The sequence below is a fragment of the Haloarcula nitratireducens genome (genome assembly GCF_019599505.1).
Map to the genome: position 1 here is coordinate 572,899 of NZ_RKLT01000002.1, position 13,859 is coordinate 586,757.

Annotated in this window: 14 protein-coding genes; 10 read left to right on the forward strand and 4 right to left on the reverse strand. The window is 70.3% G+C overall.

Annotated elements, in window-relative coordinates:
• Window positions 1-25 precede the first annotated feature (25 nt).
• From EGH23_RS09665 to EGH23_RS09675, 4 genes are all read left to right on the forward strand, one after another.
• Window positions 26-3,376 carry a PAS domain S-box protein gene (locus tag EGH23_RS09665; RefSeq protein WP_220579785.1) on the forward strand — a complete coding sequence of 1,117 codons (3,351 nt, stop codon included), beginning with the start codon at window positions 26-28 and terminating at the stop codon, window positions 3,374-3,376.
• A 140-nt stretch (window positions 3,377-3,516) separates the two neighbouring features.
• On the forward strand, window positions 3,517-3,705 hold the full coding sequence (locus EGH23_RS27185; RefSeq protein WP_425433209.1) for a DUF7576 family protein: 189 nt from the start codon (window positions 3,517-3,519) through the stop codon (window positions 3,703-3,705).
• A gap of 152 nt (window positions 3,706-3,857) precedes the next feature.
• Entirely contained in the window at window positions 3,858-4,184 is a 327-nt protein-coding gene (locus tag EGH23_RS09670; RefSeq protein ID WP_220579786.1) for a HalOD1 output domain-containing protein, read from the forward strand.
• The gene (locus tag EGH23_RS09675) at window positions 4,181-4,336 is read left to right on the forward strand and encodes a DUF7331 family protein (protein WP_220579787.1); all 156 of its coding nucleotides are present in this window, start codon (window positions 4,181-4,183) and stop codon (window positions 4,334-4,336) included. Before EGH23_RS09670 ends, EGH23_RS09675 begins: the two co-directional genes overlap by 4 nt.
• Window positions 4,337-4,341: 5 nt before the next feature.
• On the opposite strand, the gene deoC is transcribed toward EGH23_RS09675, so the two are convergent.
• Window positions 4,342-4,980 carry a deoxyribose-phosphate aldolase gene (deoC, locus tag EGH23_RS09680; protein WP_220579788.1) on the reverse strand — a complete coding sequence of 213 codons (639 nt, stop codon included), beginning with the start codon at window positions 4,978-4,980 and terminating at the stop codon, window positions 4,342-4,344.
• Window positions 4,981-5,128: 148 nt separating this feature from the next.
• Between deoC and EGH23_RS09685 the strand changes: the two genes are divergently transcribed.
• On the forward strand, window positions 5,129-5,965 hold the full coding sequence (locus tag EGH23_RS09685; RefSeq protein ID WP_220579789.1) for a DUF63 family protein: 837 nt from the start codon (window positions 5,129-5,131) through the stop codon (window positions 5,963-5,965).
• A 28-nt stretch (window positions 5,966-5,993) separates the two neighbouring features.
• Here the strand turns inward: EGH23_RS09685 and EGH23_RS09690 are convergent, their stop codons facing one another.
• Window positions 5,994-6,206, reverse strand: a complete 213-nt coding sequence (locus EGH23_RS09690; RefSeq protein ID WP_220579790.1) for a hypothetical protein — start codon at window positions 6,204-6,206, stop codon at window positions 5,994-5,996.
• An 80-nt stretch (window positions 6,207-6,286) separates the two neighbouring features.
• Here EGH23_RS09690 and EGH23_RS09695 point away from each other — a divergent pair, with 80 nt between their 5' ends.
• Together EGH23_RS09695 and EGH23_RS09700 are read left to right on the forward strand one after the other, a co-directional pair.
• Window positions 6,287-7,060, forward strand: coding sequence for a nucleoside phosphorylase (locus tag EGH23_RS09695; RefSeq protein ID WP_220579791.1), 774 nt, complete (start codon window positions 6,287-6,289; stop codon window positions 7,058-7,060).
• A 49-nt stretch (window positions 7,061-7,109) separates the two neighbouring features.
• Window positions 7,110-8,567 (forward strand): HPP family protein, encoded by a 1,458-nt coding sequence (locus EGH23_RS09700; protein ID WP_220579792.1) that lies wholly within the window; start codon window positions 7,110-7,112, stop codon window positions 8,565-8,567.
• On the opposite strand, the gene EGH23_RS09705 is transcribed toward EGH23_RS09700, so the two are convergent.
• Complete coding sequence (locus tag EGH23_RS09705; RefSeq protein WP_220579793.1) at window positions 8,564-9,727, reverse strand: NAD-binding protein; 1,164 nt, start codon at window positions 9,725-9,727, stop codon at window positions 8,564-8,566. The genes EGH23_RS09700 and EGH23_RS09705 overlap by 4 nt on opposite strands.
• Before the next feature lie 107 nt (window positions 9,728-9,834).
• On the opposite strand from EGH23_RS09705, the gene EGH23_RS09710 reads away from it, so the two are divergent.
• From EGH23_RS09710 to EGH23_RS09720, 3 genes are read left to right on the forward strand one after another with little or no spacing between them, the layout of a single operon-like run.
• Window positions 9,835-11,058 (forward strand): potassium channel family protein, encoded by a 1,224-nt coding sequence (locus EGH23_RS09710; protein WP_220579794.1) that lies wholly within the window; start codon window positions 9,835-9,837, stop codon window positions 11,056-11,058.
• The gene (locus tag EGH23_RS09715; RefSeq protein ID WP_220579795.1) at window positions 11,055-12,563 is read left to right on the forward strand and encodes a DUF8167 domain-containing protein; all 1,509 of its coding nucleotides are present in this window, start codon (window positions 11,055-11,057) and stop codon (window positions 12,561-12,563) included. The genes EGH23_RS09710 and EGH23_RS09715 overlap by 4 nt, the downstream gene beginning before the upstream one ends.
• 43 nt (window positions 12,564-12,606) lie before the next feature.
• Window positions 12,607-12,882, forward strand: a complete 276-nt coding sequence (locus tag EGH23_RS09720) for a ubiquitin-like small modifier protein 1 (protein WP_220579796.1) — start codon at window positions 12,607-12,609, stop codon at window positions 12,880-12,882.
• A 24-nt stretch (window positions 12,883-12,906) separates the two neighbouring features.
• On the opposite strand, the gene EGH23_RS09725 is transcribed toward EGH23_RS09720, so the two are convergent.
• Window positions 12,907-13,809, reverse strand: a complete 903-nt coding sequence (locus tag EGH23_RS09725) for a GNAT family N-acetyltransferase (protein WP_220579797.1) — start codon at window positions 13,807-13,809, stop codon at window positions 12,907-12,909.
• Window positions 13,810-13,859 lie beyond the last annotated feature (50 nt).

Genomic DNA, 13,859 nt, shown 5'->3' on the forward strand with positions numbered 1-13,859 from the left:
GATTGTAGTCAATACTAACACGTGTATGCGAGTCCGGCATCTCAGGAACGAGAAATCACCGAGCGCCGCATCAAACTGTGGGGAAACTCCGTGCACGGGCGGAAACCGAGCGGCCTCGATACGGACGGGCGGGGGCGGGGACGGTCGATTCCGAACCACGTCGGCTTCCGTCCGCACCGACGGCGGGGGGAGTTTCGGCGAGGATCGCGACCGATACCGGCTGCTCTGCGAGCAGGTCCGTCGCCACGGCGTGTTCGTCCTCGACTGCGACGGGCGGGTCGCCGAGTGGGGCGACGGTGCCCGGCGGCTGCTCGGCCACGACGCTGACGCGGCGGTCGGCGAACCGCTCGCGGCGTTCTACACCGAGGAGGACGCCGCCGACGGACTTCCACGGCGGATGCTCGAACGGGCCGAAGCGGACGGTGAAGTCGTCGACGAAGGGTGGCGAGTCCGGACCGACGGCTCTCGGTTCTGGGGGCGGTTCGTCGTCACGGCGCTCCGGACGGACGAGTCGCTGACGGGCTACGGGGTCGTCGCGACGGACCTCACGGAGGCACCCGACAAGCTCCGGTCGTACGACACGCTGGTCGAAGCGCCGGTCCAGCTGGTCGGACTGGCCGAACCGGACGGCACGCTCGTGGAGGCGAACAAGACGGCGCTCGAGTTCGCCGGCGTCGAGCGGGCGGACGCCGTCGGCGCGCCGCTCTGGGAGACGCCCTGGTGGTCTCACTCCGAGGCCGACCGCGAGCGGCTCCGCGACGCCGTCGAGACGGCGTCGACGGGCGAGTTCGTCCGCTACGAGACGACCGTCGCCGGGACCGACGGCGAGGTGCTCACCGTCGACTTCTCGCTGACGCCGGTCACGGACGAGGACGGCGATGTCGCGGCGCTCGTCCCCGAGGGCCGGGACGTGACCGAGCGAAAGCGGACCGAGGCGGAACTGCGCGAGCGCAACCGGATGTTCTCGACGCTCGTCGACAACCTGCCGGGCATCGCCTACCGCTGTGAGAACGAGCGCGACTGGCCGATGTCGTTCGTCAGCGCGGGGTGTTCGGACCTCACGGGGTACGACCCCGCCGAGATAGAGGCCGGACACGTGAGCTGGGGCGAGGACGTCATCCACCCCGACGACCGAGAGCGGGTCTGGGAGGACGTGCAGGCGGCCATCGACGACCGGGAACCGTTCACGCTCACGTACCAGATACGACGCGCCGACGGCACCGAGCGGTGGGTCTGGGAGCAGGGCGAGGGAGTCTTCGAGGGGGACGAGCTGGTCGCCATCGAGGGGTTCATCACCGACGTCACCGAGCGCAGGCAGCGCCAGCGCCGCCTCGAAGCCGTCTTCGACCAGACGTACCAGTTCACCGGGCTGCTGGAGCCTGACGGCACCGTCCTCGAGGCCAACGAGACGGCGCTGGCGTTCGGCGGCCTGGACCGGGCAGAGGTCGTCGGCGAACCGTTCTGGGAGGCCGCGTGGTTCCAGATGGGCCCCGAGACCCGGGAGCGGGTCAGAGAGGACGTTCGGCGGGCGGCCGAGGGGGAGTTCGTCCGCCACGAACTGGACGTGCGGGGGAGCGAGCGCGTCGCGACGATCGACTTCTCCATCCGTCCCGTCACGGACGAGCGGGGCGAGGTGGAACTGCTCGTCCCGGAGGGACGCGACATCACCGAGCGCACGCGCCGGGAGTCCCAGTTGGAGACGCTCAACGAGGTGTCGCGGGAGCTGACCGAGGCCGAGTCGACGCAGACCGTCTGCGACACCGCCGTCTCGGCCGCCGGGGAGACGCTCGGACTCGCGCTCGCGGCCGTCGAGCTGTACGACTCCGAGCGGAACCGGCTCGTGCCCCGCGCCCGGAGCGACGCCGTCGCCGAACTGGTCGGCGACGAGTCGCTGTTCGCCCCGGAGAACGGCGAGTCCTGGCAGGTGTTCGTCGAGAGCGAGGGGTCCGTCTACGAGGACATCGAGTTCCGGGCCGACGTCTCGGGCTCGGGGACGCCGCTGGACAGCGCCATCGTCCTCCCGCTCGGTCAGCACGGGGTGTTCATCGCCGGCGAGACGACCGCCGAGTCGTTCTCCGAGGCGGACGTCGACCTCGCGCGGGTGCTCGCGGCCCACGTCGAGACCGCGCTGGACCGGGTCGACCGCGAGGCGTCGCTCCGGGAGCGCACGACGACGCTCGAAGCGAAGACCGAGCGCCTGGAGCGCATGGACAGGGTCAACGAGGTGGTTCGCGACGTCACGAAGGCGCTCGTCAGCGCCGGCTCCCGGGCGGAGATCGAGTCGACCGTCTGCGAGCGGCTCGCGGGGGCCGGTCCCTATCAGTTCGCGTGGTTCGGGACTCGTGACCCCGTCAGCGACGAGGTGCGGCCGACGGCGCGGGCGGGCGACGAAGCGGAATACCTGGACGCCGTCACGGCCGTCGCCGGGGGACCGGAGCCGGCCGGTCGCGCCGCCGACGAACACGCCACACAGGTCGCGTCGCCCGCCCGCACCGACCCGCCGCTGGACCAGTGGGAGCAGGCGGCGCTGGAGCGCGACTACCGCACCGTCGTCTCGGTGCCGGTGCGCTACGAGGAGGCCCTGTACGGCGTGCTGACCGTCTACGGCAGTGACCCCGACCACCTCGGCGAGGCCGAGCAAGCGGTCCTCTCGGACCTGGGCGAGATGGTGGGCTACGCGATAACCGCCGTCGAGCGCAAGACGGCCCTGACGAGCGACCGGCGGGTGGAACTGGAGTTCGGAATCGAGGAGCCCGACACGCCGCTGTTCCGGTGCGTGCGGGCCGTCGGCGGCGAGTTCGAACTGGAGGGCGTCGTCTCGGGGGGGAGCGACCCGCTCCGGGCGTTCTTCACCCTTCGGGACGCGGACCCGGACGCGGTCCGCGAGTTCGCGGCCGAGTCGCCGGGCCTCGGCGAGATCAGACACGTCGCCGGCGAGGGGTCCGAGAGCCTCTTCGAGTGTCCGGTCGTCGGCGGGAGCATCGTCGGGACCGTCTTCGACCACGGCGGCGTCCCGCAGTCGCTCACCGGCGACGGGACGACCGTGCGCCTCGTCGCCGAGCTGTCCGCCGACCGCGACGTCAGAGAGTTCGCTCGGATGTTCGAGACGGCCTTCGAGGGCGCGACGCTGCTCGCTCGGCGCGAGCGCGACCGGCCGATACAGACGGCGACGGAGTTCCGGTCCGAGCTCCTCGATCGCTTCACCGACAAGCAGCGAGAGGCGATCGAGACGGCCTACCTGAGCGGGTTCTTCGAGTGGCCCCGCGAGAGCACCGGCGAGGAAGTGGCGGAAGCGCTCGACGTCTCACAGCCGACGTTCAACCGTCACCTGCGGGCGAGTCAGCGGAAGCTACTGGACCTGTTGCTGGACGAGTGAGCGCGATTTCAGTGTATAGTGGTCGCTGCCGCGGCGACGCTAGCCACGTAGCGACGCTCGTTTTCCCCCTGCGGCTCCGAGTGTGTGCATCGTCGGCAGTCGAACCGCGCGGTAGTTTCGGTCCGAGTTATCACCGACGTATGTCTAACGAATGCTCAGAGGACACGACGACGCCGGAGGGTCAGCCTCGTCGCTGCACCAGTTGCGGCGCCGCGATCGACACGAGAGAGTGGTACCCGGTCGTCGCCGTCCCGGGAGACGGATACCGCATCTACGCGTTCTGCGACGAGGCCTGCCGCGGGCGTTGGCAGCGGGAGCGGGGTAAGTGACGACGACTGTCGCCTGCCGCCTCTCGCCTCTCGTCGATCTCGGCGGTGAAACGGCGGGACACGGCGCGTCTAAATGTATAGTGGTGGCCGGTCCGCGACGCTTCGCCATGTAGCGGTCACCGCTATCATCGTACGGCGCATACGTCCACTCGATGAGCGACCGTGAGACACGACAACGGCACGTCGAACGCACCGTGGGCGACGTCTCCTCGACCGAGGAGCTGACACGCGACATCGTCGCGGCCGTCGCCGACGCGACCGACACCCCGGTCTCGGACTTCGAGACGTCGCTGTACGACGCGGTGGAACCGGACAAACTCTCGGCGGTCCTCGCGTCGTCGGCGAGCAGTCGGGTCTCGTTCACGTACAGAGACTGCATGGTCTCAGTCGCCGGCAGCGGCACGGTCTGCGTCGACCCGGACCCCGCGATCGACGGTCGCGCCGACCGAGCGTCGACCGACGTCACCCAACGCCCATGACCGGCGAATTCGAGTCGAAGCGGGAGCGCGCCGCGGCCCCGGTCGACGACCGGTACGCTGCGCTCCGAGTCGACGGCGACCTCCTCGTCTACGACCGCGAGGACGACGGCGCGTGGATACAGTCGTCGACGACCCGCGAACTGCGGGCGTGAGCGCCCTACTCGGCACGCCGCTCGCGCCACTCTCGGACGATGACGTCGCCGCTCGACGCGCCGATGCGCTCGGCTCCGGCGTCGAACATCGCCCCCGCCTCGTCCCACGACCCGACGCCGCCGCTGGCTTTCACCGGGAGGTACTGGCTCAGAATCTCCACGTCGTCGACCGTCGCCCCGCCCTCGGAGAATCCCGTCGCGGTCTTGAGATACGCGGCGTCGGCGTCGGCGGCGAGGCGGCCGATACGGTGGAGCTCCGCGTCGCTCAGCAGCGGCGCTTCGACGATGACCTTCACCGGGACCGGGACGGCCGCGACGACTTCGGTGAGGTGCTCGCCCAGCGCGTCGTCCTCGCCGGCCTTCAGCAGGCCGACGTTCGAGACGAGGTCCAGTTCGTCGGCCCCGCGATCCCACGCGTCTCTGGCGGCCGCACAGACGGCGTCGGTGCTCCCCTGTCCGTGCGGGAAGTCGATCACCGTCGCCAGCGGGACGTCGGCGTAGTCGGCCGCGAGCGGGAGGTAACACGGGGGGATACAGGCCCGCATCCCGTACTCCAGCGCGTCGTCTAAACACGACCGCACGTCGGCCGGCGTGGTCGTCGGCCCGAGCACGGTGTGCTCGACCCGGTCGGGAACGTCGTCCATGCCCGGTCCAACAGCGGGCGAGCACCTAAACGTCTCGGCACGGGAACGCAGGTAGCTGGCGTTCAGCCGAAAATCAGTCGGACGGACCGGCGTACCATCCGAGACGAGGTCGGAAGCTTTTCGGCGTCCGACGTTAGCGTGAAGGTATATGGTACTGCCTTCGGGGTTCGCGCTGCCGCCGCTGCCGTATCTGGTGGCGCTGACGGCCGGGACGCTGCTGGTGACGGCCCTGCTGGTGGCGTTCGAACCGCCCATCGACCAGCGGACCGTCGTCGCGCTGGCCCCGTGGATGGTCATCGGCGGCGCGCTCCACGCGCTGAATCAGCCGCCGATCGAACTGTACGACGCCGCGATTCGCCCCCTCTTCGGCACGCCCGCGGTCTACTTCACCACCTACGTCACGCTCGGGACCGTCTGGGTCGTCCTCTCGCTGTTCGGCGTCCGTCGGGGTCACGACGAGAACGTCTCCCGCAATCTCGGTCTCGTGGGGACCGGCGTCATGACGGTCCTGCTCGTCCTGGCGGCGATCACGGCGCTCCGGTCGGGGCTGCTCTCGCTCGTCTGGCCCACCGTCGCCGTCGTCGGCGGACTCGTCGTCGCCGGTCTCACGCTCCTCGCGGCCGCGCTCTGGCGGACGCCGGTCATCGTCCGGACGCGCTACGCCGCGCCCGTGGTCATCTTCGCCCACGCGTTAGACGGCGTCTCGACGGCCATCGGCGCGGACGTCATCGGCATCGGCGAACGGTCGCCCCTTCCGCGCGCGATCATGGAGTTCGCCGGGACGCTGCCTACCGCCTCCATTATCGGCGTCGGCTGGCTGTTCGTCCTCGTGAAGCTCGTCGTCGCGGTGGGCGTCGTCTTCCTCATGCACGAGTACCTGGAGGACGAGCCCGTCGAGGGGAGCCTCCTGCTCGCGTTCGTCGCCGCCGTCGGTCTCGGTCCGGCGGCGAACAACGTGGTGCTGTTCCTGTTCATCCCGACCTGAGAAGCCGCCGTCGAACGGTCGCCGCGTCTCACTCCGCCCGCGCCGAGAGGTTGCGGTACATCACGCCGTAGAGGAACAGCGCCGCGACGCCGCCGAAGGGGAGCGCAAGCGTCCACGGCACCGGTTCGCCGCCGACGGTCCGGGGGACGAAGACGGCGAGCGCACCCAGCCCGAAGCCGACGACCAGCGCGGCGACCGTCGGCCATCGCATCCGCCTGTCGAGCGGCGAGAGGTCGCTCATACGGCTACCGTCGCGGCGCGGCCACCTGACTGTTCGGGCGAACCCCCGCCGTTATTGTGCCGACCCGTCGAACGCCCGCCATGGCGAAACAGCCCCACCTGCTTGTCGAATCGGGGGACGTGAACGACGTGGCGCTGCTGCCGGGCGACCCCGGACGGGTCGACCGCATCGCCGGCCACTGCGAGGAGAGCGAGACGATAGCCGAGAACCGCGAGTACAAGGTCGTCAACGCGACCTACGAGGGGACCGACCTGACGATCTGCTCGACCGGTATCGGGTCGCCGTCGGCGGCCATCGCGGTCGAGGAACTGGCCGCGGTGGGCGTCGAGACGTTCGTCCGCGTCGGGACGACCGGCGCGCTCCAGTCGGGCATCGAGATCGGTGACATGGTGGTCGCCACCGGCGCGGCCAAGGACGAGGGCACCAGCGAACGCTACGAGGACACCACGGTTCCAGCGGTGCCGGACTACGAGACGCTCTCGGCGCTGGTCGACGCCGCGGAGGAGAACGAGGAGCGCGCGGCCGGGACCGGCGCGAAGGGGGCGAGCGGCGAAGCCGCGAGCCGAGTGCACGTCGGCGCGATCGCGACGGACGACGCCTTCTACGCGGAGACCGAAGCGTACGTCGAGGACTGGGAGGCCGCCGGGTTGCTGGCCGTCGAGATGGAGGCCGCCGCCATCTTCACGCTGGCCCGCCGGAAGGGCCTGTCCGCGGGCGCGATCTGCACCGTCGACGGCAACCTCGTCGAGGGGACCCAGAAGGGCGAGACGGACGACGAGGAACTGCCCGAGAAGGCCAAGGACAACGTCGAACGAGCCATCGACATCGCGCTGACCGCCGCGACCGCGCTCTGAGACGCTCTGGGCCGGTGGGCTTAGGGGTCCGACGGCCCTCACGGGACCTATGCTCGAACAGTTGACCCGGCAGTTCCGCGCGGCGTTGGCGCGAGCGCGGCGGGTCGAACGGCGCGAACTCCGCGAGTTCCGGAGTTGGGCGGAGACGACCGACCACATCGTCCACCTCTCCGTGCTGGTGTTCGTCCCGTTGCTCATCGGGCTGGTGACGGCCGTCTCGAACGTCGTCCCGACGCTGTCGTTCCTGCTCTTCCCGCCGCTGGCGTCGGGCACCTACACGCTGTTCGTCGACCCGCGGGGGAAGTACTCCGAGCCGGGACGGTTCGTCGGCGGGTTGACCATCGGCGCGATGTGCGGGCTCGGCGCGCTGTGGGTGTCGAACACGGTACTCAACGGGCCGCAGGGCCAGTTTCAGGTGGCGGCCGGGGCGGCGGCGTTGGCGGCGTTGGCGACGGGACTGATAACGTGGCCGCTCGACATCGAGGAACCGTCGGCGTACTCGACGGCGCTGCTGACGCTGCTGGTGCAACCGTCTCAGCGGTTGCCCTTCGTCGGTAGCATCTTCCTCGCCAGCTCGCTCGTCGCGATGGTCTTCGTCGTCTGGCGCGACCGCTTTTACGACCGACGGGCGACCGTCCTCTATAAGTCTACCACCGGCGACGACCACGTCCTCGTCCCGATGCGCGGGGATGACGCGGGGGCGACGGCGATGCTCGCGGCACGGCTGGCGGCGGCCCACGACGCCGGCAAAGTCGTCCTCCTCGACATCGTCGACGACGTCGAGGCCGCCGAGACCGAGCGCGCGCTGTTGAGCGGTCCCCGCGGGCAGCGAGACGTGCCGAACGCGGCCGAAGTCGCCAGCGAAGACGTGAGCGAGGCGGTTCGAGACGAGGTCGATCGACTCGAAACGCAGGCGTGGGAGGTGAAGACGCGGGTCGGCGTCCCCTGTCAAGTGGTCGTCGCCGCGGGCGACGAACCGGCCGCCGCGACGACGCTCCGGGCGGCCGACGACGCGAACTGCGACCTCATCGCCGCCCCCTACGAGAGCGAACACGGCGCGCTGACGCCGTACCTGCGGCAGTTGTTTCGCGGCGATACGGACGTGTTGGTCCACCGCTCGCGGAACGGCCGCACCCGGTGGAAACGCGTGCTGGTGCCGGTTCGGCGGGCCAGCGACGTCGCGCACAACATGGTCGATTTCGCCATCCGACTCGCCGGGGCGAGCGGCCGAGTCGCGGTGGCGACCTGTATCGGAGACAACGGCGACCGCCGCCGCGCCGAGTCGATGCTGATGAACCTCGTCGAGCCGTTCGACGCCCCCATCGAGACGCGCGGGGCGCGGACCGACATCCAGTCGTTCCTCGTCGACACCGGCTCGGAGTACGACCTCGTCATCATCGGGGCCAGCCAGGACCGGAGCGCCGCCTCGCGGTTCATCGCGCCGCCGACGTTCGAACGACTACAGGACGTCGACACCGACGTCGCCATCATGGACCGGAGCCACTAGAGGTCGTCTTCGCGTTCGACGTCCAAGAGGTGGTCGGCGATGTTCTCCATCCCCTGTCGACCCATCGCCGACTGGACGAGTAAGTGCCCGCCGATGAGCGCGGGGCTGATGACCGTGCTCGCGCCCGCTCGCCGCAACTTCTCGACGTTCTCGCGGTCGGTCGCGGCGGCGACGATGTTCAGGTCGGGATTGAGGTTGTGCGCCGTCAGGATCGAGAGGGCGTCCTCCGCGTCGTCGTCGGTGGCGACGACCGCGGCTCGCGCGTCCCCGATCGCCGCTCGCCGGAGCGGTTCCTCGTCGCTCGGGTTCGCGGTCAGCACCGCGATGTCCCGTTTCTGTAACCGCGCGGCCGTCTCCGAATCCGGCGTGATGACGACGAATTCGGCGTTCTTCGCGAGTTCGTCCAGGATCGGTTCCGTCAGGTCGCCGTAGCCGAGGACCAGCACGTGGCCCTCGAGCAAGTCGAGTTGTGCGTCTGTCATGTTTCCGAGTGCCTCCGAGAGGCGTTTCTCGATAGCGGGTCCCAGCAGCGTCCCCAGCGCGATGGCGAAACTGGCCGTCCCGATGACGACCACCGAGAGGGCAAACAGCGTCGCCTGCTCGCTCTCCGGCGTCACGTCCCCGTAGCCGACGGTGCTGGCGGTGACGAGCGTGTAGTAGAAGGCGTCCGTGAGCGTCGAGACGTTGTTGAACTCCTCGCGCAGCGCGTAGGTGCCGACGGTGCCGTACACCTGTGCGCCCAGCAGCGCGGCCCCGGCGGCCAGTTGCGCCGCCGAGAGGTCGATCGATCGGTCGAAGCGCTTTCGGTTCAGCAACAGCGTCGGCAGCGACACCAGCGAGAGGACGACGAGCGGCAGGGAGACCGGCGACGTCTGGACGACGCCCTGTAGCGCCGAGACGGGCAACAGGACGAGGGTGACGAACCAGGCGATTCGCAACCGGCGGCGCAGGCCGAAGGCGGCGAGGAGCAGCGAGAACCCGGTGAGCGCCCCGGTGAAGCCGGCCGCCCGCTGAACGCTCTGCGGGACGAAGTCGAACATCGGCTCGGTGATGGCCACCTGGCTGATGTTGACGACGCCCGTCGCGAACGAGAGCAGCGCCACTACCGCCGGCAACAGCACCGCCGCGCGCGCGCCCAACCAGTCCCGCCGTCTGTCCATACGGCTTCGTAGCCATCGGACGGTGTAAATGTGCTGTCATCGGGCGGTCGGTAGGTCCGGCGTACCGCGTCGGAAGCGATATATCATCCGACGCGCACGTAGGGGACATGGCTTCGCTCCCGATCGAGATTCTCCTCGGCATCTATCTCGGGTTGCTGGTCGGCGTCATCCCGGCGCTCGCCTCGTGGACGCTGGGGTTCGGGTTCAAGTACCTGACCGGCGTGACGCTACCGGGATTCGGTGTCGCCGTCCTCGCCATCGCGCTGGCGGGGGTCAGCGGCGGCCTGCTGGCGCTGGCCGACGAGTCGATCACGCAGGCCCCGAACGCCGAACGGATCATCACCGCCATCCTGCTGGTCGGGATGGTGTCGATGTACGCCCACAGCAAGGGTGATCAGATGGGTGCGACGTTCCCGAAACGCCTCTCGCTGCAGAGCCTCCGGAACAGGCGCATCTCGACCGACGTCGTCGAGTTGGTGGGCGGCGGCGACGAGGTACGCATCGGCGTCGTCGGACAGGTGGCCGACATGGAGGGATACCCACCGCTGCCGGAACCGCTTCGAGTCGAGATCCGGAGCGTCGAGTACACGTTCCCCGTCGACCTCCGCATCGGCGAACTGGAATCGCGCATGGCCGAGCGACTGAAGACGGAGTTCGACCTCGGCGACGTCGAGGTGAGCATCGACGAGCGCGGCCAAGCCACCGTCGTCGCCGCCCCGCCTTTCTCGGGGCTCTCGAAGCGGGTGGGCGACGGCCGTCACGCCGTCTCGGTGGACGCCGTCCTGCCGACCGGACTGGCCCGAAACGACGAGGTGACGGTGCTCGCGCCGGACGCACAGGTTCGCGGGACGGTCGTGAGCGCGCGCTGTGACGGCGCGGAGGACGTGCCCGTGGAGACGCCCGACGAACCGGAGCTGGCCGACGCCGAGAAACCGCCGACGCAGGTGATGGCACCGACGACCGACGGCGGGGAGGGACGACTGACCGTGGCGGTCAACCGCACCGACGTCAAACCGTTACTCCGAAGCGCCGACGCGAAAGTGGTCGTCGAGCCGCGGGGCACCCGTCGGGAGTACGAGCTCGTCTCGCTGTTGCGCCGGGCCGGCAACCGGTTCCGGCGCGTCGCGGTTCGCTCGGAGGGACCCCTCGACGACACCACGCTGGGCGAGGCGCGCGTCCGAGAGACCTACAGCGTGGCCGTCTTCGCCGTCCGTACACAGGACGGCTGGCAGCTCGCGCCGCGCGGCGACATCGACGTCGAAGAGGGGAACGAACTGTACGTCGCCGGGACCCGCGACAGCCTCGACGCCTTCGAGGAGGCGGTCGCGTGAGCGCCGCATTGCTACAGACCGGCCTGGCCCTCCAGGGCGGGTCGATAACGGAGATACTCCTCCGCTTTGCCGCGTGGTTGGTGGGTCTCGGCATCGCAGCCGCGAGCGCCGCTGCCCTAGTCGGGATGGGGTATCGGTGGTACGTCCGCGAACGCGTCCCGACCGGGCTCGGCGTCCTCTTCGGACTGAGCGTCGTCGCGGTGTACCTCGGAACGAGGGGCGCGCTCGGCGACGTCATCCTCGGGCAGGAGGAAGTCCTCGAATCGACCCAAGTCCTGCGGAATCTGGCGTCTCTCGCTGTCGGCGGGTTCGCCGCGCTGACGGGGACGAAGGTCGGCGACCACCTCGGGACGGACCTCTTCGCCGCGACGGGCGGCCGCGACGTGAACGCCGACGTGAGCGAGATCGTCCAGACGGTCGGTCGGGTGACGACGGTGAAACTGCCCGACGACATCGACCACATCGTCGGATACGACGCGGTTCCAGACGCGACACAGGAGAAACTGGCCGGGCGGCGCTTCCTCTTTCCCCGGCGGCTGACGAAGGCAGAATTGCGCGACCGGCTGGTCACGCGGCTCAAGACCGACTACGGCGTCGGCCACGTCGACCTCGAGCTCGACGACGACGGGAGCGTCTCGTACCTCGCCATCGGGTCGCGGGCGGCCGGCATCGGCCCGACGCTGCCGCCGGCGACCAACGCCATCGCCGTCCGCGCGGACCCCGCGCACGCCGCCAGCGCCGGCGATCTGGTGCAGGTCTGGGAGACCGAGCCGCTCCGGCGGGTGCTCACGGGCGAACTCCGCGGCGTCGCCGGCGAGGTGGTGACCGTCGCCATCGACGCCGCCGACACGCAGAAACTCGACCCGAGCGAGCGGTACAAGCTCGTCACGCTGCCGGTCCAGAGCCGCCCCGACCGGGAGTTCGCCTCCCTCCTGCGGGCCGCCGACGAGACGATGGGGACGGTCCACGTCGAGGCGGGCAGCGAACTCGTCGGGCAGACCGTCGGTGGCCTCGGCGCCATCGTCGCCGCGATCACCCGGGAGGGCGCCGCGCCGGAGACGATCCCCTCCCGCGAGCGAGTCCTCGCCGCCGACGACCACGTCTACGCCATCGCCACGCCCGACGCCCTCCGCCGACTGGAGGCCGCCGCGGCCGGCACCGACGAACCACCGAGCCCGGTCGCCGCCGACGAAGACGACCGAAGCGACGAGTCCGAGGGCGACGAGCAGTCGTCCGCGGCCGAGGGAGACCGCCCGGAGACCGACGCGGTGGCGATCCCCGACGCCGAGTCACCCGATCCGGACGAATCGGCCGACACCGACGACGAGCCGGTCGAAGTGTGGGATCCGGACGAACGCGTCGGCGCGGTGACCGAGGAGTCGGACGAAACCGACGAGACGAGCGCCGACGGCTCTGAAAGCGCGGCCGACGGCGCGTCCGTGGCTGATTCGGAACGGACCAATGGTGACACGGAGCGCGACGACGCGGAACGCGACGGTACGTGAGCGGGTCGCAACCCTCTTTGTTCCCGCCCTCTCGCCTTCACCTATGGAGTGGAAACTGTTCGCGCACCTCAGAGACGCCGCCGACGGCCGAACCGTCAGCGTCGACATCGACGAGGGAGCGACGGTCGAGACGGCGCTCGACGAACTGCTGGCCGCTCGGCCGGCCCTGCGAGAGGAGGTCACGACGGACGGCGAGCTGGCCGACCACGTCCGCGTGCTCGTCGACGGCGAGGACCCCTTCGCCGCCGGCGACGGCCTCGCGACGACGGTCGATTCGGACACCGAACTGGCGCTGTTCCCGCCGGTCAGCGGCGGGTGACGGCGCGGGTGGGAGACGGCTCTCTCAGGTGAGGTCCGCCGACAGCACGAAATCGGGCCAGTCGGCGAGGCTCGCGCGGACGGCCGCCGCCTCGGCGGCGTGGCGCGGCGTCTCCGGAAGCAGGACGCGGGTGCCGTCGACGCCGAGGTCGGCGGCGTCGGCTCGAACCGCCTCGAACAGCGCCGCCGCGGCGTCGAGGTCCGTCCACGTCCCGACGGCGTACTCCGCGAGCGTCTCGTCTGCCGTCGGGTCGACCGTCTCCCGGACCCGCGCGGCCATCCCCCGCGTCCCGTCGCCCTTGACGGTGAAGACGGCCTGTTCGTCGGCCAGCGCGTGCAGGCGCTCGCGGGTCAACTCGGAGAGCGCCCACGTCTGCTCGGGGTCGAGCGCCAGCCCCGAGAGCGCGGTCCGGGCGTCGCTGTCGGTCCAGTAGCTCCACGCGGCCGCCGGGTCGCTCTCGACGACGAGGTCCGCAGGCGGCGTCTCGCCGCTCCCGCCGGGTTCGGGATGGGCCCACCGGAACTCGGCGAGGGGGTCGAACCCGGCGGCGATGGACTGGCCCAGGCCGGCGTCGTTCCACGAGAACACCATGTTGCGACCGACGGTCGCTCCCCGCTCGCTCGCCCAGTCCATCAACCGGTCGACCATCCGCAGGCCGAACCCCTCGCCGCGGTGGGCCGGGTCCACGCGGATACCCTGGAACCACGCCTCGCTCTCGGTCAGCAGGACGGCCTGACAGACCCCCGCCGCCGCACCGTCGGCCTCGACGACGACGGTGCGCTGGGCCGACCCGTCGCTCTCGACCCACTCGCGGAACACGTCGGGGATGTAATCGGCGGTCTCCGGTCGGTCGGCCCAGACCTTCTCGGCGAAGGCGACCACGTCCTCGTAGTCGTCGGCCCGCGCCTGCCGGACGGTCGGTTGCATACCCGATCGGTCGCGGCCCGCCGTGAAAAAGAATGGAGTCGTCCGGCGGT